This is a genomic window from Pseudomonas danubii (assembly GCF_042980055.1).
In the GTDB taxonomy this organism is placed as follows: Bacteria; Pseudomonadota; Gammaproteobacteria; order Pseudomonadales; family Pseudomonadaceae; genus Aquipseudomonas; species Aquipseudomonas danubii.
The window spans coordinates 2,909,081-2,934,616 of the sequence record NZ_CP116502.1 but is presented as its reverse complement, the minus strand read 5'-3'; the positions used below and the strand labels follow the sequence as shown (position 1 = coordinate 2,934,616).

Genomic DNA, 25,536 nt, shown 5'->3' with positions numbered 1-25,536 from the left:
TTCTAATCCGTTATATTAAGATGACCATTTGATTGCCATCTCTTTGATTCTTGACCTGGGAATCTTTGCTCAAAGTTAGCTTGCGCCTTCCCCTGATTTGGTTTGTAAGTTGGTGGCCTATATTGCTTTAAACCGTCACTACTGACTAAGGTTTTTCCATCACTAGCAACCTTATACCCATCTCCTACCCATGCTTTTCCTAAAGCATCAGCTTGCTCTCTTGTACCAGTACCAATATTAAAATTACCTTTACCTTGCGAGGCATCTCTGAGCTGGCCGCTTAGTTTGGCCCAATCATCTGCTCCTGCTTTTGCATTCTGCAAATCAAGCATCGTATTCGGCGTCTTGCCCGTCAGATCAGGCCCTTTCGCATTGCTCCCAATACGATCCAACACCGCCTTTTCAGCATTGACTAAAGCCTCCGTTTCCTTAGCTGTTCCTTTTGCAGCATCATAGATCTCTGGTACCGACCCATGAATCGAACACGATCCATTATTACAGCTATAGCAAGGCCCAACGTTATGCACCCACGTACCAAGCTTACCAACATAGAACGTATGGCCAATATCCACCGTCAGGTTGTAGGTTCGCCCCTGAGGTTGCAGCAGCTCGACAGACGCCACCGTAATCGAACTGCCTTCACCAGCCCCATCCCCCAACGACTGTAGGCGATCACCGGATTTGAGCTCAATAAGAGGGACAAAACCCTTGCGTGCCGGAACATAGAATGGATGCCCTGGAGTCACCTCCAGCGTCTCCGACGCTGTAACGCCACCTAAACCGTCCTTTCTCAAACCCAAGCGATAGATAGGCTGATCAGTTCGAACATGAGTTGCGGTGATAGCTGCAGCGAAGGGTTCGCCACCCTGTTCAGGCTTGCTCCAAACAACATCACCGATCTTGAGCGTTTCAATAGCCCGCTCCCCTTTGGGAGTCGCGACCATAGTGCCGGCGGCAAAACAGCAGGGTTTATAGCCTGCCAGCTTGGCCTCGGACTGAGAGATCAACTTACTTCCTGTAGCGCCAGCAGAAGCTCCTTGCGTCGCCAACTCTTGGTCACGCAACGAGTTGGCAACCTTGCCAAGTTTGCCAGCCCGGTTGATAACCGCAAAATTCAGTGCAAACTCAGTCGCCCACTTCATCCTGACTTCAAGAGCGGCGCCAGGATTTCCCTGTAATTCGTACAAAAACGCCAAGTTCTCTGCATCCTGCTTGGCGCTATTAAAGGCAGCAATTACCTCTTGCGGGTTACTCGCAGCTCGTATCAAGCCATGGGTGACCCCATTGGCAGTGTTAGCCGTGTCTAATAACAACCCCTTGCCAAAGCCATAGAGATCCTCAGCACTGCCCTTAAGGGCACCGCCTATACCCTTTGCTGCCCCTGAGCCCTCTGCAAGAATGTCGAACTGGCGGTAATCGAGATTATTTTTATAGTAATCCCGCTGCTCTTTATCAGTGATGTACTCAAGATTAACCATCGGACTGAAGAAGTCAGCATGGGTAAACTCATAGTTTTTCAACATCGCCAAGGTTTCAGATGGCGTATAGGTTTTCCCCGGGCCAGGAGCGACAGGAATATCCCCTACAACCTCGGTCGGTGTGTCATAGAAAGCCCCCAGCGGTGCCAAGGCCTGTCCCAGATGCGCCAGAGTACTGTCCGCAAACACCACGCCTGATCTGCTCAGCTTTGTTTGCCAAGCCTTGTCCGTATAAAAAGCGAAGGCTTCAGCCAAACGTCGCTCTGCCTCTGCAACGCTGATTTTTTGTTCATCGGCCAACACCTTGGCCTGTTGTTGAATACGCTTGCGCTCTTCGGGGTGCAGTTGACGGTTGTAAGCGGTAGCGTTCTTGGCAATCTCTGCGCCTTTAGCCACATCACCATTGACCGCAGCTGCAGCACTGATACCTATGAGCTGAGAAACCATCAGCTCAAGGTTCTTGTCGTTACCAATCAGTCCAGAAAGGCGAGTAATAAGCGCTTCACTGGCCCCCGCTGCTGCGGCACCGGTAGCGAAGTCCCCCCCTGTCGCCTTGCTGAGGGCACCGCCAACAAGCGCATGGAAGGCAATCTTTTCTACGCTACCTTCTTTCCAGTCGTACTCATCCGAAACGTCCCCGACCCAATTGAAAACACCGGCCTGCAGCAAGTGCTGCCCTTGTGCAGTGAGGGATTTGCTGAGGTTTTCACTGAAACTGCCGCCCTGAATGACGCTTTGCGCCCCTGCCTGAACAACTCCCTGAGCGCCGAGGTAGGCGCCGAACTTGCCAAGATCCTTCACGCTGCCCAGATCAAAGCCCTTGGTCACTTTGTTGACGTTGTCGCCAGTGACCCCGAAGGCGTTATCCAGAACTCCGGCGGTGAAGCCTGCGGTCACCGCACCTGTGGCATAACCTTTGAGCGCGTCCTTGGAAGTGATGTCCTTTAACACCGCCCCCAGGTTGCCTTTGTTGTTGACGGTGCTGACTGCAGCGCTACCGGCCATGGAGCTCAGAATGCTGCTGGCCATGACGTTGCCCCAACCGGCTGCAACGGTGGTGGTGGTCGTCACACCTCCGACCGTAGCGGTCGTCGTCGTTGCAGCAGCCATTGCCGAGCCCTGAGCCGCCCCGGTCGCGACAAGACCACTGGCTAAACCTGCCGTGAGGTAGCTCACCAGAATCATGATGACCAACTGGGCTCCAACCCCCAGCCCGGAGTGACTGTAGTCCCAGCTGTCGTGCAACTCCTTGACCCGGCGCCAATCCACATCGCCGCGCTTCTCGGCCTCCTTGAGCCATGCCAGTTGCGGATCGGCTTGCACCATGGCGTCGATGGTTTGGCTGATGGATTTCTGGTCGATTTGCTTGATGTCGATCTTCAGGCCATCAGCTGCCTTGATGATCAACTCGCCTTTGGCCATCAACTGGCTCTGACGCAAGGTTTCATCCGTGTTGCCCTTGCCCTTGGAACTGGTCCAAGCCAGATCGCCCTTACTTTGTTCGTGGCTTTCTTGAAGAAGATCCTTCACCCCTTCAAAGGTGATAGCGCCACCACTCTCCAGGGTCAGGTCCTTGCCACTCTCCAGCTTGGCGACCTGATACCTCTGGTCACCATCGCTCTTGAGCGTCAGGTTGCCACCAGCGCTGATCTCACTGCCAACATGGGTAACCCGGGTGACTTCATCGCGCTTGGTTTCCTTGCTGCCCCAGCCCCCCTTCTTCTTCATGTCATACAGCGAATGCTCACTGTCCTGCTCCGCCAGCAGGTTCAACTGACCACCAGCCACCAGATAGGCTTCATCCCCGGCTTTGACCTTGCTGGAAATCAGGTTCATGTCCTGGCCGGCCTTGAGCATCACATCCCCGCCCGCCGTCACCGTGGTGGCTTGTTGGTGGACGCGATCCTCTTCGCTCTTGGTGGTACCGGTCTTGCTGGCCCAGTGTTGTTCATTGGCGGCCGAGGCCAAGGTCAGGTTGTCCTTGGCCGTCATCGAGACGTCGCCCTCGGCGTCGATCTGGCTAGCGACGGCGGTGACGTTGCCTCCGGCCTCAATGCTCAGGTCGCCGCCGCTCTCCAGGGTGGCGCCGTGCTGGGTTTTGCTCTGGTCGAGGTTGCCGATGCCGCGGTCGTTGCTGACCACTTGTTCGACGGCGTTGAGGCTGACGTTGCGACCGGCCTTGATGCGGGTGTCGCCGCCGCTGTGCAGGACGCTGCCGTTGCTGTCGAAGTCCCGTTCGGCATCGATGCTCAGGCTGTTGCCGGCTTCGATGCGGGCGGCGCTGTCGAGGAAGTCGCGGCGCTGCTCGCGGACGTAGTCTTCGCTGCTGCTCTGGTGGGTGGTCAGGGTGCGGTCGTTGATCACGTCGCCCTGGGTGGTGGTCAGGGTCACGTCGCGCCCGGCGATGATGCCGCCAGCACGGTTGACCAGGTAGTTGCCCGCGAGCAGATCCTGGCGGTTGCCCGCCTCCACCAACCCACTATTAACCAGGTTCTCCCCCGCCACCGCCGACAGGTCATTAGCCGCGCGCAGGGTGCCGACGTTGTTCAAGTCTTTACCGGCAATCAGGCTCACGTCCTTGCCGGCGATCAGCGCGCCGTTGGGCGCCAGGCGGTTGTTGGCCTGGGCCAGGTACAGCACTGGCACCAGCACCTGTTCGCCGTTCACTTCATGGCTTTCCAGCCAGACGATGTCGTGGGTCAGGGCGGCGATTTGTTCGGAGGTCAGGGTCACGCCCACCGACAGGTCAAGCTGTTGCTTGCTCTGGATGGCGTTGTCCATCAGGTGCTTGAAGAGCTTTTCGTTGCTGTCCTGGCCGTCGATAAAGCGCTGGCCGGTGCGGGCCACCATGGCTTGCTGGATGAGTTTCTGTTCGTAGAAACCGTCCCCCAGGCGTTTGGCGCTTTCGTCCGGGTTGTAGCCGAGGTGGGACAGCAGGTAGTCCGAGCTCATGAACTGCTTGAGGTTGGTCAGCGCCGGGTTGGTCTCGATCAGGTACTTGTGCGGCCGGGACAGGCTTGCGGCGTCCGGCAGGCCGGCGATCTGCGCAGGCGTCGGAGCCTGGGCCAAGGTGCTGCCCTGGCCGCTGAGGCGGAACAGGCCGTTGCCGCTGGTGGGCAGGGTGAAGCCCGGCAGTACCAGGGGGTTGACCTGTTGCTGGGCCAGTTCCGGGGGCAGTTGCGGGTTGATCCGGATCGGCGTCGAGTAGCCGTTGCCAACGCCGGTGTCGGTCAGGGTCTTGCCGGCGCCGACGTACTCGTAGAAGGAGCGGATCACGCTGTTGTCGAGGGTTTTATCAGCCTTGAGGTTGACCTTGCCGCCAGCCTGGATGGTGGCGGCGAAGGATTGGTCGCCATCCACCACTTTGCTGCTGGAGGACAGCAATACCCCGGTCCAGGCGATAAAGGCGCTGAGGTCGGAAGCAAAGCTGGCAGACGGAGTCGGGTTGTTGCGGGCGTTGAACGCGGCGGCACGGGCGGCGGCGTTGCCGGTTTCGTTGACGTAGCTCTGATACCGCCGCAGGGTGGTGATTTCCTGGGGTTGCAGGCCCTGGTTGTGGACGGTCTCGGCTTTGACGTTGATGTCGCCGGCCGCGGTGATCAGGCTGCTGGTGTTGGTCAGGATCTGGGTGTCGATCTGTAGGTCCGCGCCGCTGTTGAGGCTGGCGGCGGCGCTGCTGTTGGTCACCCGCAAGCGGTCGGTCTCGGCCACTTCCCATAGGCCGTTGATGCGACCACCGCCACGGTCGTCGCAACCAATCCACTCACACGGCAAGCGAGTGATACTGGCCGCGCTCTTTTCGTGCTCGGTGTACTCCAGCACGTCCATGACGTTGTTGACGGTGCTGGCGGCGATGCTCAGCTTGCCGAGGCTTTCGATATCCCCGGAACGGTTGTCCAGCAGGTCGGCGCGGGTTTGCTGGTCGTCCTTGGCGATCAGCGCGGTGCCCAGGCTGTACACCTGGGCGTAGCGGTTGCTGAAGCTCGTGGTCAGCAGCTGCATATTGCCGCCGCTGGAGATCAGGCCGTGGTCATTGACCAGGGTGGCGGCGGTGAGGTTCAGGTCTTCGCCGCTGCCCAGGGTGCCGTGGTTGTTGATGCTGGCGGCCGTGAGGTGCAGGTTCTGCTTGGCGGTGATGCGCCCGGCGCTGTTCAGCGCGCCGTCGACCTTCAGGGTGCTGTTGGCGCCGCCGGCGATGCTGGCGCTGTCCGCCAGGTCCAGTTGGGCGGCATGCAGGTCCAGTTGCCCGAGGCTGCTCAGGCGCCCCTTGCCGCTGTAGTTGCCGCTCAGGTCGAGGTTGAGCGCGGCGTCGCTGCCGATCAGGCCGTCGTTGCTCCAGTGGCTGCCGCTGCCGGTCAGGCCGTTGCCCGCCAGGAGCTGGCCATCGGCGGTCTGGGTCAGGTGGTCGACCTTGACCAGCAACTGGTCGGCCTGGATTGCACTGCTGTTGGTCCAGCGCTCGGCCTCCAGGGTCAGTTGGCCGGCGGTCTTCAGGCGGCCGCCGACGTCTTCGAGGTTGGCCATGGAGATGCCGAACACCCCGCTGCCGCTGTGCAGCAGGCTGCCGCCGCGGTTGTTGAAGCCGCCGGCGTCGAAGGCCAGGTCGTGGTTGGCGGTTTCCAGGAGGCCGTCGCGGTTGTCGAAGGTGCCGCCGATATCGAAGCGGGTTTTGCTCACCAGGCCCAGGGCCCGCAGTTGCCCGCGCTGGTTGTCCAGGCTGGCGGCGGCGGTGGCCAGGGTGCTGCGGCTTTCGATCAGGCCCTGGCGGTTGTCCAGCGCGCCAGCGAGTTCCAGCTCGATCTGCCGGGCGCTGATCTGGCCGGCGCTGTTGTCCAGGTCCTTGGCGCTGATATGCAGGCCCTGCTGGGCGAAGAGCGCGCCGTCGCGGTTGTCGAGGCGGCCACCGGCAGCGGTTTCCAGGGTGGCGCCGCCGTTGAGGGCGGACACCTTGCCGGCCCTGTTGTCGAGGTGGCCCGCCTTGAGCGTCAGGTCGCCCTGCTGGGCAATGATCTGCCCGCCCTGGTTGCCGGCAGCGGCGGCAACCTCAAGGCCCAGGGTGGTCTTGGCCTGCAGCAGGCCCTTGGCGTTATCCAGGCGCTCGGCATTGAGTTGCAGGTCGGCTTCGCGGCTGAGGATCTCGCCGCCATCGCTGTTCTGCACTTCGCCACTGGCGCTGATCAACACCGAGTCATTGGCCGCTACCCGGCCTTTCTGACGGTTGTCCAAGTGTTCGGTGAACAGCCGCAGCCACTGCTGGCTGGAGAGTTCGCCGCCCTGGTTCTCAACCTTAGTGCTGCGCTTGAGCAGCAAAGGGCCGGCGGCAGACAGCGTGCCCTGGTTGTTGATCAAGTGTCCCAGCAGATCGAGGGTGACGCCCTGCTTGCCGGTGAAGGTGCCGTGGCTGTTGTCCAGGTCACTGCCGATGAATTCCAGGTCGCCAGTGGCGTTGACTGTGCCGCCCTGGTTGCCCAGGGCCATGGCCTGCAGGGTCAGGGTGGCGGCGCTGTCGATGGAGCCGCCCTGGCTGTTGTCCAGCCGGTCGCTGAGTTTGAGGCTCTGTGCACCCGCGCTGGAGATCACGCCCTTGAGGCTGTTGTCGAGGCTCGCGGCCTTGACGTCCAGGGCCTGCTGGCTGACCAGGGCGCCGCCCTGGCTGTTGTTCAAGGCGTCGCTGAGGGTGATGTCGACACCGCCCTTGAGGCTGGAGACGGTGCCTTTGTTGCTGTTGTTCAGGCCGGTGCCCTTGAGGGTCAGGCCCTGCCAGCCCGACAGCAGCCCGCCCTGGTTGTCCAGTTCCGCAGTACCGGTAATCTCCAGGGTCTGTTGCGCCAGCACCACGCCGGTGAGGTTGTCCATGCCGGCCAGCACCAGGGTGCTGCTGCCCTGGCTCGACAGCTCGCCACCGCTGTTGCCCAAGTGGCCCAGGGTGGCGTTGAGGGACTGCTGACTCTTGATCAGGCCGCCCTGGCCGTTGCGCACTTGCTCGGCATTGAGTTGCAGGCGCTCGGCGCTCAGCAGCTTGCCCTGATGGCTGTTATCCAGAGTCCCAGCGCTGACCGTTACCTGGCGCTGCCCACTCAGGGTGCCGCCCTGGTTGTTCAGGGTCTGCTTGGTCGTGACCGTCAGATCACGGCTGGCCACCACGCTCTTGCCGCTGTTGTTCAGGTTTTGCGCCGTCAGGGTGACATCGCCGTTCGGGTTGCGGCTGTTGTCGAGGTTGACCCCGGCTTCGATGATGCCGTGGTTGTTCAGTTGCCCGCCGCTGCCCAGATTGATGCTGTTGGCCGCCGCCAGGGTGCTGTGGTTGTTCAGGTCGTCTTGGGTTTGCACCTTGAGATCGGTGCCGGCGTAGACCGCGCCCTGAGCGTTGAGGCTTTGCGCCTTGATCGCCACCGCGCCCTTCTCGGCAGTGGCTTCGGCCATGCGCAACTGGCCATTGGCATCCAGTTGGATATCACCGCCACTGGCGATCAGCTTGCCGTCGAGCTTGACCCCGACCCCGGCTTCAGTGCCAACCAGCTTGATGGCCCCGGCGTACATGCCGCCCAGGGCTGATGAGTCGATCGCCAGTTGCGGCGCATCCGCCGGGTTGGCGGTCCGCGCCGTGGCGTTCAAGGTCTTGGCGTCGACATCGTTGGCCCCCGCGATCACCGCCAGGTGCTTGGCCTGGATCTCGGCGTTGATTTTCGCGCTGCGGGTGATGATTTCGAACTGGTCGATATTGCTCGCGTTGAGCCCCGCGCCTTCAATGGCGACGCTGCCTTGATCCACCTGGTAACGCTGGAGCTGGCCGTTCTCGATCACCGGTTTGCCGGTGGTCAGGGTGGCTTTCGGGGTGTTGATGAAGCCGCAGCCGTTGCAGCTGACGCCGTAGGGGTTGGCAACGATGACATGGGCCGACTGTCCGGCCACTTCGGTGTAGCCCTTGAGCTGGCTGGGGCTGCCGCCGTTGACCTCGTTGAGGATCACATTCGCCGCGCGGCCACCCAGGTTGGGGTTGCCGAGGATGATCCCGCCAAGTTGGGTTTCCTGGGTGCGGTTGACGGCGTTGTTGAGGATCACGCCCTGCTGGCCGACGTTGTAGTCGCTGAACTGGTTGTGGGACAGCCCGCTGCCGTTGGGCGCGGCAATGTTGACGATGGGCACGCCATTGCCGGCCTGACCCAGTGTGGTGCCGCTGCCGTTGACCACAATGCCGTCGGCCATCGCCACCACGGGCTGCCAGAACATCATGTTGGCGAGGATGAACGCCAGTCCGCGCTTGGACAGCCCCCAGAACGTATCCCGCGCTTGCAGGGTGGCGGAAGGCTGGCGGGCCAGAAAGGCAAACTGACGAGCGTCCATGTCATGTATCTCGGGTAAAGAGCGGAATTAAAGGAACAGGTCCAAACGGAAATAGATCGGTGCTTCGCGTTCACTCAGGGCTTCGGGCCGTTCGAGGGAGTGAGCAAAGGTCACGCTGGCGGCGAGGTTCTTGCCACGGGCAAAGAACTCGATGGAGTCGCTGGAGACCCGGCCATGCTGCTCGGCGTTGTAGCGGTCGTTGCGGATCGCGCCGAGGTCATAGCCCAGCCCCGTGCCGTACTCGGCGAACACCGGGCGCAGCCAGTCCCAGGTCACCGGGCGACTCCAGCGCAGGTCGTTGCGCCAGTAGTAGCCGCTGTCGCCATTGAGGCTCTGGTCCTTGTAGCCACGGATCGAGGACTGGCTGCCCAGGCTCATGCGTTGCGAGCTGAACAGCACATCCTCGCTGCGCTGGCCGGTGACCAGGCTGCTGAACACCAGGGACTCGTCCCACAGCTTGAACGGCTGCAGGTAGCTGGCGGTGGCGGTGTACTTGCGGTAGCGGGCGTTGGCCTGGCGATTGCCGTATTTGTCGCGCTGGTTTTCGCGCTGGGCATCGAAGGCGCCAATACCGTCCTGCAGCCCCAGGTCGAGGTTGAGGAAGGCACTGCCGATACGCCGGCCGTGGTTGATGCCGAACTGGGCTTCGCTGAGGCGGTTGCTGCTGTTACTCAGCTTGCTGTCTTCGATGTAGTTGTTGGTGCGCAGGTAGCTCAGGCCGCTGTTCAGCGAGGTCTTGCTCACGGCATCGCGGTGGATCACTCGCTCAAGGCGCAGTTGATGGTTCTGGCTGTCGCCGGTCTGCTTGAAGTTGAAGCCCACGGCCTGGGCCAGGGAGCGGTATTCGCTCTGGCTGTAGCTGTAGCTGAGGTTCCACCAGCCAAACGGCAGGTTGTAGTAGAGCATGGCGTTGCGCGAGGTTTTCTGGTGGTCGCTGACGGCGTCGTGGCCGCCGCGCAGCACCAGTTGGTCGGCCAATCCCAGAGGGCTGTCCCATTCGAAAGAGCTGCCCCACTGCTGCTCGCCGGTGCTCTTCTGGCCCTCGTTGCTGCGCGACAGACCGACGCGCCAGGGCTTTTGCGGGTTGTTCTTGACCAGGACTTCACTGCCGCCCACGGCCTGCCCCGGGGCCAGTTCCATCTGCGCCTGGTTCGACGGCAGGCGGTTGAGCTGGTCCACCATCTGTTCGATCTGCCGCAAGTTGAGCAGCTCACCGCTGCTGCCGGGAAAGGCCATGTTCAGTTCGCGGGCTGTGAACTTGCTGCCCTCGGCGGCCTTGAGCCCTTCGAGCTTGCCCTCTACCACCAGCACCTGCAGGTGGCCGCTGGACAGGTCCTGTTGCGGCAGGTAGGCGCGGCTGGTGACCAGGCCCTTTTCGATGTAGCGGTTGGTGATGACCTTGAGCAGCTCGTTGAGCTGGGCCACCCCCAGGCACTGGCCGATATAGGGCTTGAGCAGGCTCTCGCGTTCGCTGGCGGACAGCGAATCGGCGCCTTTGAGCTGGATATCCTGAATCGGGAAGCAGCGGCTATCGCTGGGCGCGCTGGGCGCTACAGGCGCGGCGCTCTTGCCGGGCAGGTCCTTGAGTTCTTCGAGACGCCGCTGCTGTTCTTCCAGCAGGCGGTTCTGCCGGTCGCGGATCAGGTCCTGGTCACCGGGGTTGAAGGTCGGTGCGGGCAAGGGAGCGGCAACAGCCATGTGTACGGTGCCGGCCAGCAGTAGGCAAGACAGGGCACAGCACAACCTCATCCCGAGGGTGGGGATAGACATATTCGGTCCTTCGAAAGGGCAGCAAGGGTCAAGACAGGGCGCGCGATGTTAATGTGCCACCATCTTGGCGTCAAATAAGCGCTGAGCGCCCCGACAAACTGCGTATCCCCGCATAATCCGGGCACTGGAGCGGGTGCCGATACTAGATAGACCCCGGCAAGCGACACATCAGACGCTTCTGAATCTTCAGGAAAGTTTTCTTGGCAACGGACTGTTGATCCGCCAGAAGCGTCTCTTCGAGCTTTGGCCACTTAGCCAAAACTCGGGGGCATGGCCCAGATTGCCCGGGATGCCGGAATGGGCCGGGAAACCCAAGGCCAGTTGAGCCATCGAGGCCCGGAGTAGCTCTGAAAGCCAGCCAAAAAAAACCCGGATCAGGTCCGGGTTTTTCGTTTACCGCTGGCCGCTGGCTTATTCAGCTACCGGCGCCTGTGGCTTGCGGCGCTTGAGCGGCGCCAGACCGTCCTGGCTGACCAGGCTGTCGCTTTTCGGCCGGTTGGCGGTCTTGCGCTTGGTCGGGGCCTTGGCCACGGACTTTTTCTTGTCGCCCTTGGCGTCGGTCTTTTTCTTCTTCACGCCAACGGCCTTGCCGGACGCCTTGACCTTTTTCGGGCCGCTGTAGGTGCCTTTGACTTCCTTGATGGTGCGGCGCTCGAAGCTCTGCTTGAGGTAGCGCTCGATACTCGACATCAGGTTCCAGTCGCCGTGGCAGATCAGCGAGATGGCCAGGCCATCGTTGCCAGCACGGCCAGTACGACCGATGCGGTGCACGTATTCGTCGCCGCTGCGCGGCATATCGAAGTTGATCACCAGGTCCAGGCCATCAACGTCCAGGCCACGGGCGGCGACGTCGGTGGCCACGAGGATCTTGACCCCGCCCTGCTTCAAGCGATCGATGGCCAGCTTGCGGTCCTTCTGGTCCTTCTCGCCGTGCAGGACGAAAGCCTTGTAGTCCTGGGCCACCAGGCGGCCATAGATGCGGTCGGCCATGGCCCGGGTGTTGGTGAAGACGATGGCCTTCTGGTAGGTCTCGTTGGCCAGCAGCCAGTTGACGATCTGTTCTTTGTGCTGGTTGTGGTCGGCGGTGATGATCTGCTGACGGGTGGTTTCGTTCAGCTGGCTGACACTGTTGAGTTGCAGGTGCTCAGGGTTGTTGAGGACCTTGGCGACCATCTCGCGCAGGCCGGAACCACCGGTGGTAGCGGAGAACAGCATGGTCTGCTGGCGGTTCGGGCATTCGTCCACCAGGCGCTGCACGTCTTCGGCAAAGCCCATGTCGAGCATGCGGTCGGCTTCGTCGAGCACCAGCACTTCGACTTCTTTGAGGTCCAGGTTGCCGGCGTTGAGTTGCTCCAGCATGCGCCCCGGGGTGCCGATGAGGATGTCCGGCACCTTGCGCAACATGGCGGCCTGGACCTTGAAGTCTTCACCGCCGGTGATCAGGCCGGACTTGATGAAGGTGAACTGGGAGAAACGCTCGACTTCCTTGAGGGTCTGCTGGGCCAGTTCCCGGGTCGGCAACAGGATCAGGGTCTTGATGCTGACGCGGATCTTCGCTGGGCCGATCAGACGATTAAGGATTGGCAGGACAAAGGCCGCGGTCTTGCCGCTGCCGGTCTGTGCCGTCACCCGCAGGTCACGCCCTTGCAGCGCGAGCGGAATAGCCGCTGCTTGCACCGGCGTCGGCTCGACAAATTTAAGCTCGGCCACGGCTTTGAGCAGGCGTTCGTGCAGGGCGAATTGGGAAAACACGGGTGCTACCTCGAAGATATGCAAAAAAACAGCTGCATAGGGTAACGGTTTCGAGCGCGCAGGCCGAGTTTCTTTGTGCAAACGGTGGCAAAGAGTTGGTTTTTTGTTAGCCGATTTGTCCTTAACCGTAACTTTCCCAGGGTTAAATGCTCTAATCCTGCCCTTGTGCCTCATAGAAGAATCGTTTTAGCCCATGGATTTCAAACAGCTCTGGCTCAATACCCAGGACCTCTGGGGAGCCCTCGATCAACACCCTCTCCTGCACGCCGGCATCGGCCTGGCCCTGTTACTGGTGATCGCCCTGGTGCTCGGACGAGTGGCCCGCTACCTGGTCCTGCACGCCGTCAGGCTGCTGGGCCGCCAGCCGTCCCTGCACTGGCTCAATGACCTGCGCCACAACAAGGTGTTCCACCGCCTGGCGCAAATGACCCCGTCCCTGGTGATCCAGTTCGGCCTGCACCTGGTGCCGGAGCTGAGCAAGACCAGCCTGCTATTCCTCGGCAACCTGGCCATGGCCTTCACCATCCTGTTCCAGCTCCTGGCCCTGAGCGCCCTGCTCAACGCCCTGCTGGACATCTACGCGCGCACCGAACACGCCCGCACACGCTCGATCAAGGGCTACGTGCAACTGGCGAAGATGGTGCTGTACGTGTTTGGCGCAATCATCATCGTCGCCACCCTGATCGACCGCTCGCCGCTGTTGCTGCTGTCCGGTCTGGGCGCCATGTCGGCGGTGATCCTGTTGGTCTACAAGGACACCCTGCTGTCCTTCGTCGCCAGCGTGCAGTTGACCAGCAACGACATGCTGCGGGTCGGCGACTGGATCGAGATGCCCCAGGTGGGCGCCGACGGCGATGTGGTGGACATCACCCTGCACACGGTCAAGGTGCAGAACTTCGACAAGACCATCGTCTCCATCCCGACCTGGCGCTTGATGAGCGAGTCGTTCAAGAACTGGCGCGGCATGCAGCAATCCGGCGGTCGGCGGATCAAGCGCAGCCTGTACATCGATGCCAGCGGCGTGCGCTTTTTGCATGACGAAGAGGAACAGCGGCTGAGCAAGGTGCGCCTGCTCACCGACTACATCGGGCGCAAGCAGGCCGAGCTCAAGAGTTGGAACGAAGCCCAGGGCAACGTCGCCGCGCTGTCGGCCAACCGCCGGCGCATGACCAATATCGGCACCTTCCGCGCCTATGCCCTGGCGTACCTCAAGAGCCACCCGGAGATCCAGCCGAACATGACCTGCATGGTGCGCCAGATGCAGACCACGGCCCAGGGCATTCCGCTGGAGATCTACTGCTTCACCCGCACCACGGCCTGGGTGGATTACGAGCGCATCCAGGGGGATATCTTCGATTACCTGCTGGCGGTGATGCCGGAATTTGGCCTGAACCTCTACCAGCAGCCCAGCGGCACCGATCTGCGGGCCGGTTTGCTGCCGGCGATAGCGGGCGCCAGCCATGTTCCACAACCAGAAAAGCACGCGCTTTAACCTGTAGCCGCTGCCGAAGGTTCGGGCCGCGTTCGGACGATCGGCCCCGCAGGGGCCGTGAAACCTGTGTTGGCGGTTCGCCTGGTCATACGCGGCGGCCGCCTTGCGAGTCCTGCGGACTCGGTCGCAGCCTGCGGCAGCGGCTACAACCAGCCCGGCAGCGCCGCCAGCATCCAGCCCCTGGATCGCTGCCTCAGCGAGTCGCCAGCAGCGCAGAGCCGCGGCGGCTGATCCACACCGCCCCAAGGATCACCAACCCGCCCAACAACAAGCGCCCCAGGTCTTCATGCTGGTTCCAGATCAGCAGGTTGACCAGCAGCCCCACCGGCACATGCAGGTTGTTCATCACCGCCAGGGTGGCGCCGGTCACCAGGCACGCGCCCTTGTTCCACCAGTACATCCCCAATGCCGTGGACACCAGGCCGAGAAACAGCAGCACCGCCCATTGCAGCGGCGCGTCAGGCAGGTAATGGGCCTTGCCAAACAGCAGGAACGCCGGCAGTACCACCAGCAACGCCCCCAGGTAGAAGTAGCCGAAGCGCCGGTAATGCGGCAGGTCGCTGGGGTAGCGTGCCACCAGGTGCTTGTACAGCACTTGTCCGGCGGCGTAGGTGAAGTTGGCCAGTTGCAGCAGCAAGAAGCCGATGAAGAAGTCCGGGTTGACGCTGTCGTAGCGAATCACCACCGCGCCCGCCACCGCCACCAGCGCCGCCAGCAGCCCCCAGGGGTTGAAGCGCCGGTTCAGGGCGTCTTCGATCAGGGTCACGTGCAGGGGCGTGAGGATGGTGAACAGCAGCACCTCCGGCACCGTCAGCACCCGAAAGCTCAGGTACAGGCACACGTAGGTGATGCCGAACTGCAGGGCCCCGATCAGCAGCATGCCGCGCATGAAGGCCGGTTCCACCCGGCGCCAGCGGGTCAGCGGGAGAAACACCAGCCCCGCCAACAGCACCCGCACCAGCACCGCGAAGTAACTGTCGACATGCCCGGCCAGGTATTCGCCGATCAGGCTGAAGGAAAATGCCTGGATCAGAGTGACAAAAAGTAGATAGCCCATGTTCGCCTCATCTTGAATGGCGGCGACGATAGCGGTTTTGCCGGTACAGATGAAATCCCGGGCAAAAAAAAGCCCGATCTCGCTGGGCGTGCAATCGGGCGTCGGCACTGAAGAAGCAACCAGTGCAAAGGGAGGTTCGATGCGCGAACCGGCTTGAAGGGGATCCGCAGGCGCTACTTGAACACCGGCGGATTATCTACGGATTAACGGCGCCCATCTTGCAGCGCCGCTTCGTCCAACGGGGCTCAGGCCACCTGGGCCAGCTTGGCGTTGGCCTGGTTCAAGCCCTTTTCGTGGAAGTCGCCGCCCAGGTTCAAACCTTCGGCGTGGATGAACTCGACGTCGTGGATACCGATAAAGCCCATGACCTGACGCAGGTAGGGTTCCTGGTGATCGGCGCTGCTGCCGGCGTAGATGCCGCCCCGAGCAGTGAGCACGTAGGCACGCTTGCCGGTGAGCAGGCCCTGGGGCCCGGTGTCGGTGTACTTAAAGGTCACCCCGGCACGCAGCACATGGTCGAGCCAGGCTTTCAGGGTGCTGGGAATGGCAAAGTTGTACATCGGCGCGGCCATCACCAACACGTCGGCGGCCAGCAGCTCCTCGGTCAGCTCATTGGAGCGCTGCAGGGACTCCTGCTCGGCGGCGCTGCGCTGCTCGGCAGGTTTCATCCAGCCTCCCAACAGGTTGGCGTCCAAATGCGGCACCGGGTTGCGGGCCAGGTCACGCACCGTGATCGAGTCGCCGGGGTGAGCGGCCTGCCATTGCTGGATAAAGGTCTGGGTCAATTGCCGGGATACGGAATCCTGCTGGCGGGCACTGCTTTCAATGATCAGGACGCGGGACATGGCTGAAGCCTCCATCGGGGTATGCGTAAGTCGATGGAGCGCAGATTAAACAGAGTGATATCGATGAAAAAGCGCAAATAACTGCTATAACCAATCAACAAATTCGTTTATAAGCGGAGCCAGCCCCAACGCAGCACGCCGGGACGGCCCAGAGTCCATCATTTGGCCTGGCAGTTCAGGTCCAGGCGCAGCTTGATGATCTTGCGATTGAACTTGGCGGTCACGTTCTTGCTCTTGCCGGCCGCCACTTCCACCTTGCGGGTGCGGGGCGCCTCGGGGCCATTGCGAAACACCACCGAACACACGGCGTCGTTCTTGCCGTAGTTGTTCAACTGGATGGAGCCGATGTCTTCATCGGTAGCAAAGGTGGTGTAGTCGATGCTCTGGCCGTTCAACTGCTTCTCGACATCGATGGGATAGGCCCAGGCGCAGAGGGGCAACAGCGCCAGCAACACACAACAGAATTTTCTCATTCGGCAGTCTCCAATAAGGAGCGCCAGCTTAGGACAAGAGGAGTCCCTCATGAAAGCGCCCCGCGTGACCCTGGATCAATGGCGCACCCTGCAGGCGGTGGTCGATCACGGCGGCTTCGCCCAGGCCGCCGAAGCCCTGCACCGCTCGCAGTCCTCGGTCAGCTACACCGTGGCGCGCATGCAGGACCAGCTCGGCGTGCCGCTGCTGCGCATCGATGGCCGCAAGGCGGTGCTCACCGAAGCCGGCGGCGTGTTGCTGCGCCGCTCCCGGCAACTGGTCAAGCAGGCCAGCCAGCTGGAAGACCTGGCCCACCATATGGAACAGGGCTGGGAAGCCGAGGTGCGACTGGTGGTGGACGCCGCCTACCCCAACGCGCGCCTGGTGCGCGCCCTGACCGCCTTCATGCCGCAAAGCCGTGGCTGCCGCGTACGCCTGCGCGAAGAAGTGCTGTCCGGGGTCGAGGAAGTGCTGCTCGAAGGCGTGGCCGACCTGGCCATCAGTGGCTTCAACATTCCCGGTTACCTGGGCACCGAGATGAGTTCGGTGGAGTTCGTCGCTGTGGCCCATCCAGAACACGCCCTGCACCGCCTGCAACGGGAACTGCATTTCCAGGACCTGGAAAGCCAGCTGCAAGTGGTGATCCGCGACTCCGGCCGCCAGCAGCCGCGGGATGTGGGCTGGCTCGGCGCCGAACAACGCTGGACCGTGGGCAGCCTGGCCACCGCCGCGACCTTCGTCAGCAGCGGCCTGGGGTTTGCCTGGCTGCCCCGGCACCTGATCGAACGGGAGCTGCGCGAAGGCCTGCTCAAGGTCCTGCCCCTGGACCAGGGCGGCAGCCGCCATCCGACCTTCTTCCTCTATTCCAACAAGGACAAACCCCTGGGCCCGGCCACGCAGATCCTCGTGGAACTGCTGCGCACCTTCGACACCGCGCCCCTGGATGCGCCCTTTGCCGCCCCCGAGCAAGCCTGACGTCCCACCCACCAGAACAGGAGTTCTGCCATGGCGTATTTCGAGCATGAAGGTTGCACCCTGCACTACGAGGAATACGGCCGGGGCGACCCCCTGCTGCTGGTTCACGGCCTGGGCTCCAGCGCCCTGGACTGGGAAAAACAGATCCCCGAGCTCGCGGCCCGCTACCGGCTGATCATCCCGGACATTCGCGGTCACGGGCGTTCCGACAAACCTCGGGAGCGCTACAGCATCCCGGGCTTCAGCGCCGACATCGTGGCGCTGATCGAGCACCTGAACCTGGGTCCCGCGCACTACGTCGGGCTGTCCATGGGCGGCATGATCGGCTTCCAGCTGGCGGTGGATCAGCCGCAATTGCTCAAGAGCCTGTGCATCGTCAACAGCGCCCCCGAGGTCAAGCTACGCAGCGCCAATGACTACTGGCAGTGGTTCAAGCGCTGGAGCCTGGCCCGGGTGTTGAGCCCGGCCGCCATCGGCAAGGCCCTGGGGCCGCGCCTGTTTCCCAAGCCGGAGCAGGGCGAGCTGCGGCAAAAGATGGCCGAGCGCTGGGCAAAAAACGACAAACGTGCTTATCTCGCCAGCTTCGACGCCATCGTCGGCTGGGGAGTGCAGGAACGTCTGGGGCGGATCACCTGTCCAACCCTGGTCGTCAGCGCCGACCGCGACTACACCCCGGTGGCGGTCAAAGAGGCTTATGTCAAACTGCTGCCGGATGCACGGCTGGTGGTGATCGAGGACTCCCGACACGCCACGCCGCTGGACCAGCCGCAGCGCTTCAACCACACCCTGCTGGACTTCATAACCACAGTCGACACCACCACTCAGGATCACTGAACCATGCTGAAAAAAATCGCCCTCGTCGCCGGCTCCGTGCTGTTCGCTGCCAACCTGATGGCCGCCCAACCGGCCAAGGCGCCTCACGTCCTGCTGGACACCAGCTTCGGCAAGATCGAAGTCGAACTGGATCCGGTCAAGGCACCGATCTCCAGCAAGAACTTCCTCGACTATGTCGACAGCGGCTTCTACAACAACACCATCTTCCACCGGGTGATCCCGGGGTTCATGGCCCAAGGCGGTGGTTTCACCGCGCAGATGGTGCAGAAAGACACCCGCGACCCGATCAAGAACGAAGCCTCCAACGGCCTGCATAACGTTCGCGGCACCCTGTCCATGGCCCGCACCTCCAACCCCAACTCGGCCACCAGCCAGTTCTTCATCAACGTCGCCGACAACGCCTTCCTCGACCCGGGCCGCGATGCCGGCTACGCGGTGTTCGCCAAGGTGGTGAGCGGCATGGACGTGGTGGACCAGATCGTCAATTCCCAGACCACCACCAAGCAAGGCATGCAAAACGTGCCTGTGGACCCGGTGCTGATCAAGTCGGCCAAGCGCATCGACTGAATTCCGCAGCCTGTCCCGACGGCGGCGCCCTACCCGGCGCCCCGTCCGCTTTCAGAACAGGAGAGCCCGTACCCCGGGCTTCAAGACCCCCATGCTCTTTCGTCGTTTTGAACAACTGATCGATATCTTCCGCGACGCCCCCAGCGCCACCCCGCCCAATCGGGTCCTGCCGTTCTACTTCCACTACATCAAGCAAGTCTGGCCCAGCTTCGTCGCCCTGCTGGTGGTGGGCCTGTTCGTGGCCCTGATCGAGGTGTCGCTGTTCAGCTACCTGAGCACCATCATCGACCTGGCCCAGGGCACGCCCAGCGTCCAGGTATTCACCGACCACGGCCTGGAGCTGGCCTGGATGGCGGTGGTGGCCCTGCTGTTCCGGCCGCTGATGGTGGGCCTGCACGACCTGTTGATGCACCAGACCATCAACCCCGGCATGACCAGCCTGATCCGCTGGCAGAACCACAGCTACGTGCTGCGCCAGAGCCTGAACTTCTTCCAGAACGACTTCGCCGGGCGCATCGCCCAGCGCATCATGCAGACCGGCTATTCGCTGCAGGACTCCTCGGTACAGGTGATCGACGCGCTGTGGCACGTGACCATCTACGCCATCGGCTCCCTGGTGCTGTTCGCCGACGCCGACTGGCGCCTGATGATCCCCCTGCTGCTGTGGATCGCCGGTTTCATCGGTGCCATGCGCTACTTCGTGCCACGCATCCAGAAGCGTTCGGTGGACGCCTCCGACGCCCGCTCCAAACTCATGGGGCGGATCGTCGACGGCTACACCAACATCACCACCCTCAAGCTCTTCGCCCACACCCACTTCGAACAGAGCTACGCCCGCGAAGCCATCGCCGAGCAGACCGAGAAAAGCCAATTGGCCGGGCGCGTGGTCACCGCTATGGACGTGACCATCACCAGCCTCAACGGCCTACTGATCGTCAGCACCACGGGCCTGGCCCTGTGGCTGTGGAGCCAGTCGCTGATCAGCGCCGGGGCCATCGCCCTGGCCACCGGCCTGGTGATCCGCATCGTCAACATGTCCGGCTGGATCATGTGGGTGATCAACGGCATCTTCGAGAACATCGGCATGGTCGAGGACGGCCTCAAGACCATCGCCCAACCGCTGCAACTCACCGACCGCGAGCAGGCGCCGAAGCTGGCGGTGGCCAAGGGCGGCGTGCGCTTCGAGCATGTGGAGTTCCATTACGGCAAGGCCAACAAGGTCATCAGCGACCTCAACCTGGACATCCGTCCCGGGGAGAAGATCGGCCTGATCGGCCCGTCCGGGGCCGGCAAATCGACCCTGGTCAACCTGCTGCTGCGCCTCTACGACCTGCAGGGCGGACAAATCCTCATCGACGGCCAGAACATCGCCGAGGTGACCCAGGAAAGCCTGCGCGAGCGCATCGGCATGATCACCCAGGACACCTCGCTGCTGCACCGCTCGATCCGCGACAACCTGCTCTACGGCCGCCCCGATGCCACCGACGAGGAGCTCTGGGAAGCGGTGCGAAAGGCCCGGGCCGACGAGTTCATCCCGCAGTTGTCCGACGCCCAGGGCCGCACCGGCTTCGATGCCCACGTTGGCGAACGCGGGGTCAAGCTGTCCGGCGGCCAGCGCCAGCGCATCGCCATTGCCCGGGTGCTGCTCAAGGACGCGCCGATCCTGATCATGGACGAAGCCACCTCGGCCCTGGACTCGGAAGTGGAAGCGGCGATCCAGGAAAGCCTGGAGACCCTGATGCAGGGCAAGACCGTAATCGCCATCGCCCACCGTCTCTCCACCATCGCCCGCATGGACCGCCTGATCGTCCTGGAACAGGGGCGCATTGCCGAAGCCGGCACCCACGCCGAACTACTGGCCCATGGTGGTTTGTACGCGCGCCTGTGGCAGCACCAGACTGGAGGATTCGTCGGCATCGACTGACCGGCGGCGGCGACTGATCTGTAGCCGCTGCCGCAGGCTGCGATCGGCACCGCCGGGGCCGCAGAACCTGCATCCGCGGTTTGCCTGGTCAATCGCGGTGGTCGCCTTGCGAGTCCTGCAGACTCGGTCGCAGCCTGCGGCAGCGGCTACAGCAATCAGGTGCAGAAGGTTGTGCCTCGCAACGCCAGGGCCCCGTTTCCAGGGGCCCTGGCGTTTTTTTGTGGGCTGGAATTGCGCCAAAAGCCTGCTGTACTGAGCCTAGGTTCCGGGACAGAACCTGCAGTTAACCCGCGGGATGCATAACAGTTGTATCGCGTTGATAGGTTGACCTATCAAGGAATCACTCATGTCTTTGTTCAAACGTTCCATGACTGAATTGCTCGGGACCTTCTGGCTGGTTCTCGGCGGCTGCGGCAGCGCCGTGCTGGCGGCGGCGTTTCCCAATGTCGGCATCGGTCTGCTGGGCGTCGCCCTGGCCTTCGGCCTGACGGTGCTGACCATGGCCTTCGCCATCGGCCATATTTCCGGCTGCCACCTCAATCCCGCCGTGTCCGTGGGCCTGGTGGTGGGCGGACGCTTTCCGGCCAGGGAGCTGCCGGCCTATATCGTGGCGCAGGTCATCGGCGGGGCCATCGCCGCAGCGCTGCTGTATTTCATTGCCAGCGGCAAGCCCGGCTTCGAGCTGGCCTCGGGGCTGGCCTCCAATGGCTATGGCGAGCACTCCCCCGGCGGCTATTCAATGGCAGCGGGGTTTGTCTGTGAACTGGTGATGACCGGGATGTTCGTGGTGATCATTCTGGGCGCCACTGACAAACGCGCCCCGGCGGGGCTGGCGCCCATTGCCATTGGCCTGGCCCTGACCCTGATCCACCTGATCTCGATCCCGGTGACCAACACCTCGGTCAACCCGGCCCGCAGCACCGGCCCGGCGCTGATCGTCGGCGGCTGGGCCCTGCAGCAACTGTGGCTGTTCTGGCTGGCACCGATACTCGGCGCAGTGATCGGCGCCGTGCTCTACCGCTGGCTGGGCAAGGAAGACGGCTGAGCAACGGCGGCGAGGATCACGCCTGCCGATAGGGCAAGGCGTCCTTCGCCTCCTCGGCATAAGCGCGAATTCCGACCCGCTCCCGATGCAGGAAATCCTGCACCGCGGCATTCAGCCCGGGGTGACGCAGGTAATGCCAGGAGCGGGTGATCACCGGTTCGAAGCCCCGAATCAGTTTGTGCTCGCCCTGGGCCCCGGCGTCGAAGCGCTGCAGCCCCTGGGCGATGGCGTAGTCCATGCCCTGATAGAAACAGGTCTCGAAATGCAGGCGGTCAAACTCCGCCAGGCAGCCCCAATAGCGGCCGTAGAAACTGTCGCCCCCCACCAGGCTGAAGGCCATGGCCACCGGGCGCCCGCCCTGCTTGGCCAGGACCACGCGAATCGCCTCGGGCATGCGCTCGGCCAGCAGGCTGAAGAAGGCCCGGGTCAGGTACGGCGACTGGCGCCGCACCGCATAGGTATTGGCGTAGCAGGCATAGACGAAATCCCACAGTGCCTCGTCCAGTTCATGGCCTTCGAACCACTGAAAATCAAAGCCCTGCCCCGCCACCTGTTCGCGCTCCTTGCGCATCTGCTTGCGCTTGCGCGAGCTCAAGGCGTCGAGAAAATCCTGAAAATCCCGGTAGCCGCGATTCTGCCAGTGGAACTGACAGCCCAGGCGCTGCAACCAGCCCGGTTGCTGTTCCAGGGCCTGATCGCTGAAGTCATCGGTGAAGTTGATGTGAGCGCTGGAAAGCCCTTCGATCTCCAGGTAACCGGGCAGGCTTTTCAGCAGCTCGAAGGCATCCGCCTGGGTCGCTGCCAACACCCGGGCGCCGCTCACCGGGCTGAACGGCACCGCGGTCAGCAGCTTGGGGTAGTAGTCGATCCCGGCCCGCGCGCAGGCATCCGCCCAACCGTGATCGAACACGTATTCACCGTAGGAGTGCCATTTGCGATAGCTGGGCAGGGCCGCCAGCAGCCGGCCGTCTTCTACATGCAGCAGGTGCTCGGCCTGCCAACCGGAGCCCGGGCCCAGGCTGCCACTGTCTTCCAGGGCACTGAGAAAGGCGTGACGGACAAAGGGTTGCCCGTCCTTGAGCAGGCCATCCCATTGCACAGGATCGACGGCAGACAGACTGTTCAAGGATTGCAGCGGCATGGGGGTCCCCGGAATTCAGATCGAACGACCCGGCGAGTATCCTCCATCCCCGGACTCACCGAAACCGCCAGCACCCTGCCCCCCCTCTCAATGCCCCAGGTGTTCGGCGAGAAAATCGATGAACACCCGGGATTTGCGCGGCAAGTGGGCGCTGTTGGGAAACAGCACATGCACCGGCTGCGGCGCCAGGCTGTACGGCGGCAGCACCCGCACCAGGCGCCCGTTGGCCAGGTCGTCGAGCACCAGCCATTCGGGCAGCACCGCCAGCCCCAGGCCGGCCAGGGCCAGGGCGCGAATCGCCGTCGCCGAATTGGACTCATGCCCGGGGTTGACCCGCACCTCCACCTCGCCCCGACGCGGATGATTGAAGGTCCAGCTGGGCGGCCCCGCCAGATTGCTGTTGCCGATCCACGGCAAGAGGCAGAGATCCTCGGCCTGCGCCAGTTCCACGCCCTTGAGCAGGTCCGGGCTGGCCACCAGGGCGATGCCGTAGTCCGCCAGCTTGCGACCCTTGAACCCCGAGTCCGCCAGGTGGCCGAGGCGAATCACCAGATCGAGCTTTTCCGCCACCAGGTCATTCAACGACGAATTGAAGTGATAACTCAGGCGCACCTCGGGGTAGCGCGCGGTGAACAACGGTAGGATCGGCAGCACGAAAGTCTCGGCGTACTCCGCCGTGGAGCTGATGCGCAACTTGCCGCTGACCCGGTTGCGTCCGTGCAGCACGTTGTCAAAGGCGGTATCGATATTGGCGACAATCCCCTTGAATTCGTCATACAGGTCCTGGCCACTTTCCGTCAGGGCGATATGCCGCGTGGTGCGGATCAGCAAGGTACTGGCCAGGGCCTGCTCCAGCGCCTTGATATGCAGGCTGGCCATGGCCTTGCTGATGCCCAGGTACTGCGCGGCGCGGGTGTAGGAGCCAAAGTCCACCACCGCGAGAAAGGTCTGCACCCGGTGCAGTTGGCCGTGAAAGGTCTCGCTCACTGTCAAATCCTGTTAAACAATGCGTCAAGTATAGGCACCTCGACAGTCTCCGCCCAAGCTCCCTAAGCTGCGGGCAAAACGGAGGCGGCATGACCTACAGATACAAAGTGGCGGTGGTATTTCTTCTCGGGTTCTTTATCGACTGCGTGAACATCTTCATGTCGGCGGTGGCCCTGCCGAGCATCGCCGCGCACTGGCAGGTCTCCAGCGCCAGCGTGGCCTGGGTGGCCAACGCCTACATTCTCGGCCTGACCCTGGTGATTCCCATCAGCACCTGGCTGGCAGGACGCTTCGGCAGCCGGGAGATCCTCTGCGCCTCGATGCTGCTGTTCAGTGGCGCGGCCCTGCTCTGCGGGCTGGCCGACGACTTCAGGTGGCTGGTGTTCTGGCGACTGGTGCAGGGCATGGCCGGCGGCCTGCTGATTCCCCTGGGGCAAGCCCTGACCTTCAACCTGTTCCAGGGCCCGCAACGGGCGCGCATCTCGACCCTGATCATGGCCGTGGCATTGCTGGCACCCGCACTCTCGCCGACCCTGGGCGGTGCAATTGTCGACCACAGTTCCTGGCGCTGGGTGTTCTTCGCCAGCCTGCCGCTGTCCTTGCTGGCGGCGCTGCTGTCCTGGCGCTGGGTCCGCAGCGAACGCACGCCGCATCCGGCCCGACCGGACCTGCGCGGCCTGCTGCTGGTGAGCGCCAGCCTGGGCAGCCTGCTGCTGGGCATGTCGCTGTACGGCAGCGGCTACCCGGCCTATCAGGCCCTGCTCTGCCTCGCCGCCGGCCTGCTGTTGGCCGCGCTGTACCGCAGGCACTGCCAGGCTTGCCCACAGCCCATCGTCGATCTGCACCTGCTGAAAAATCCCCGCCTCGGCCTGTCGGTGGGCATCTACCACGCGATTCCCGGGATCTTCACCGGCGTCAACCTGCTGAGCCTGTTCTTTCTGCAGGACAGCCTGCACCTGAGCGCGCAACACAGCGGCATGTTCATGCTGCTGTATGCCGCCGGTGCCCTGCTGGCGATGCTGGCCTGCGGGCGTTACTACCACCGCATCGGCGCCCCGCGACTGTTCGCCATCGCCCTGGTGCTGCACAGCACCGGCATCGCCACCTTGTGTTGGGTCAACGCGACATCCGACCTGCCGCTGATCATGCTGGCCTACCTGCTGATGGGCCTTGGCGGCGGCGCCGGTGCCAACACCGCCCAGACCACCGCCCTGCTGGACTTCAGCGGCAGCGACACGCACAAAGCCAGCGTGATCTGGAACATCAACCGGCAGATGGCCTTCAGCCTTGGCGCAGCCTTGCTGCTGATGCTCTACAACCTCCTGCTCAGGTACCTGGACGCTCTCGCGGCCTATCACCTGAGCCTGCTACTGGCCGCCCTGGCCGGCCTGCTTCCCTTGCCGGCCCTCGGCAGACTCACTCCACAAAAGGCCTCCCATGCCCAACTCGATCGTTAAACAGGCACAGCACAGCGTGCACTGGATTCATCAACTGATTCACCGTGTCTTCACCGATCAACGGGGGGATGGCGCGGCCTGCATCGAGCAACTGCTGCCGCTGTTCGCCGAGGATTTCCAGATGGTGACCACCAGCGGCGCCCTGGTTGGCCGGGCACAGGTGGAGCAGCTGTTTCGCAGTGCCCTGGGCACCCGCGCGGGGCTGGAGATCATCGTCAGCGATCTGCACTGCCTGTGGCAGGAAGGCCACAGCGCGGCGATCCGCTACAAGGAAACCCATTGCCTGAACCAGAGCCAGACCTCGCGCCTGTCACTGGCGATCATCCGGGTCCAGGACGATGCGGTGCAGTGGCTGTACCTGCACGAAACCGCTTGCCCCTGAGCCCTTTGCCCGAGG

General features: G+C 62.7%; 16 protein-coding genes. 8 read left to right on the top strand and 8 right to left on the bottom strand.

The window, feature by feature from the left end:
* Positions 1-2 precede the first annotated feature (2 nt).
* The 3 genes from PFZ56_RS13585 to PFZ56_RS13575 form a co-directional block, all read right to left on the bottom strand.
* Positions 3-8,822 carry a DUF637 domain-containing protein gene (locus PFZ56_RS13585; RefSeq protein ID WP_178128473.1) on the bottom strand — a complete coding sequence of 2,940 codons (8,820 nt, stop codon included), beginning with the start codon at positions 8,820-8,822 and terminating at the stop codon, positions 3-5.
* A 27-nt stretch (positions 8,823-8,849) separates the two neighbouring features.
* Positions 8,850-10,592, bottom strand: coding sequence for a ShlB/FhaC/HecB family hemolysin secretion/activation protein (locus tag PFZ56_RS13580; RefSeq protein WP_170001303.1), 1,743 nt, complete (start codon positions 10,590-10,592; stop codon positions 8,850-8,852).
* Between the two features lie 411 nt (positions 10,593-11,003).
* Positions 11,004-12,344, bottom strand: coding sequence for a DEAD/DEAH box helicase (locus tag PFZ56_RS13575; protein WP_170001304.1), 1,341 nt, complete (start codon positions 12,342-12,344; stop codon positions 11,004-11,006).
* Positions 12,345-12,537: 193 nt separating this feature from the next.
* Here PFZ56_RS13575 and PFZ56_RS13570 point away from each other — a divergent pair, with 193 nt between their 5' ends.
* Positions 12,538-13,836: a mechanosensitive ion channel family protein gene (locus PFZ56_RS13570; protein ID WP_170001305.1), complete on the top strand. Its 1,299-nt coding sequence runs from the start codon at positions 12,538-12,540 to the stop codon at positions 13,834-13,836.
* Positions 13,837-14,029: 193 nt separating this feature from the next.
* Here PFZ56_RS13570 and PFZ56_RS13565 read toward each other — a convergent pair whose 3' ends face one another.
* From PFZ56_RS13565 to PFZ56_RS13555, 3 genes are all read right to left on the bottom strand, one after another.
* Positions 14,030-14,893 carry a carboxylate/amino acid/amine transporter gene (locus PFZ56_RS13565; RefSeq protein WP_170001306.1) on the bottom strand — a complete coding sequence of 288 codons (864 nt, stop codon included), beginning with the start codon at positions 14,891-14,893 and terminating at the stop codon, positions 14,030-14,032.
* 245 nt (positions 14,894-15,138) lie between these two features.
* Positions 15,139-15,738, bottom strand: a complete 600-nt coding sequence (locus PFZ56_RS13560) for an FMN-dependent NADH-azoreductase (protein WP_102861686.1) — start codon at positions 15,736-15,738, stop codon at positions 15,139-15,141.
* Positions 15,739-15,896: 158 nt separating this feature from the next.
* A complete protein-coding gene (locus PFZ56_RS13555) occupies positions 15,897-16,211 on the bottom strand; it encodes a 3-phosphoglycerate kinase (RefSeq protein WP_102878800.1) in 315 nt (104 codons plus the stop codon).
* 49 nt (positions 16,212-16,260) lie between these two features.
* Here PFZ56_RS13555 and PFZ56_RS13550 point away from each other — a divergent pair, with 49 nt between their 5' ends.
* From PFZ56_RS13550 to aqpZ, 5 genes are all read left to right on the top strand, one after another.
* The gene (locus PFZ56_RS13550; protein ID WP_102878799.1) at positions 16,261-17,184 is read left to right on the top strand and encodes a LysR family transcriptional regulator; all 924 of its coding nucleotides are present in this window, start codon (positions 16,261-16,263) and stop codon (positions 17,182-17,184) included.
* 30 nt (positions 17,185-17,214) lie between these two features.
* On the top strand, positions 17,215-18,018 hold the full coding sequence (locus PFZ56_RS13545; protein WP_115581830.1) for an alpha/beta fold hydrolase: 804 nt from the start codon (positions 17,215-17,217) through the stop codon (positions 18,016-18,018).
* 3 nt (positions 18,019-18,021) lie between these two features.
* Positions 18,022-18,585, top strand: a complete 564-nt coding sequence (locus PFZ56_RS13540) for a peptidylprolyl isomerase (protein WP_102861682.1) — start codon at positions 18,022-18,024, stop codon at positions 18,583-18,585.
* Positions 18,586-18,676: 91 nt separating this feature from the next.
* Positions 18,677-20,509 (top strand): ABC transporter ATP-binding protein, encoded by a 1,833-nt coding sequence (locus PFZ56_RS13535; protein WP_102861681.1) that lies wholly within the window; start codon positions 18,677-18,679, stop codon positions 20,507-20,509.
* A gap of 346 nt (positions 20,510-20,855) precedes the next feature.
* Positions 20,856-21,554, top strand: a complete 699-nt coding sequence (aqpZ, locus tag PFZ56_RS13530; protein WP_102861680.1) for an aquaporin Z — start codon at positions 20,856-20,858, stop codon at positions 21,552-21,554.
* Between the two features lie 16 nt (positions 21,555-21,570).
* On the opposite strand, the gene PFZ56_RS13525 is transcribed toward aqpZ, so the two are convergent.
* Positions 21,571-22,695 (bottom strand): GNAT family N-acetyltransferase, encoded by a 1,125-nt coding sequence (locus PFZ56_RS13525; protein ID WP_110651940.1) that lies wholly within the window; start codon positions 22,693-22,695, stop codon positions 21,571-21,573.
* A gap of 87 nt (positions 22,696-22,782) precedes the next feature.
* Complete coding sequence (locus PFZ56_RS13520; RefSeq protein WP_170001307.1) at positions 22,783-23,688, bottom strand: LysR family transcriptional regulator; 906 nt, start codon at positions 23,686-23,688, stop codon at positions 22,783-22,785.
* Positions 23,689-23,771: 83 nt separating this feature from the next.
* Here PFZ56_RS13520 and PFZ56_RS13515 point away from each other — a divergent pair, with 83 nt between their 5' ends.
* A complete protein-coding gene (locus PFZ56_RS13515; RefSeq protein WP_170001308.1) occupies positions 23,772-25,139 on the top strand; it encodes an MFS transporter in 1,368 nt (455 codons plus the stop codon).
* The gene (locus PFZ56_RS13510) at positions 25,120-25,521 is read left to right on the top strand and encodes a DUF4440 domain-containing protein (protein WP_170001309.1); all 402 of its coding nucleotides are present in this window, start codon (positions 25,120-25,122) and stop codon (positions 25,519-25,521) included. The genes PFZ56_RS13515 and PFZ56_RS13510 overlap by 20 nt, the downstream gene beginning before the upstream one ends.
* Positions 25,522-25,536 lie beyond the last annotated feature (15 nt).